This window comes from Ferrovum myxofaciens (genome assembly GCF_000735045.1).
Classification (GTDB): Bacteria; Pseudomonadota; Gammaproteobacteria; order Burkholderiales; family Ferrovaceae; genus Ferrovum; species Ferrovum myxofaciens.
In genome coordinates this window covers 1-254 of the sequence record NZ_JPOQ01000132.1, presented here as the reverse complement: position 1 = coordinate 254, position 254 = coordinate 1, and the positions used below count along the sequence as shown (strand labels likewise).

Sequence of the window (254 nt, the reverse complement as noted above, 5' to 3'; positions counted from 1 at the left end):
CTGCCTCCGGAACCAGAACCGAAACGCCGGGGGCCGAAACGAAAATACGGGCAGCGGCTCGATGCAGCCATGCTGGATACATTGCCAGCGCAGGAAATGAATCTGATGCTGTACGGCAAACTGCAACGGGTCCGGCTGCGCTCGGCCATCACCGTGGCGCGATTCCTGAAGGGGGTGCCCGTGCGGGCGGTGTGGTGCGAGATGCGTCAGGACGACAATACCTGGTCGCGTCCGCGCCTGATTCTGGCCACCGA

The 254-nt window shown here is 63.4% G+C and carries 1 pseudogene; it reads left to right on the top strand.

The features are described from left to right. Nucleotides 1-254 (top strand): annotated as a pseudogene (locus IV91_RS0111660) (IS701 family transposase); the annotation flags it as partial.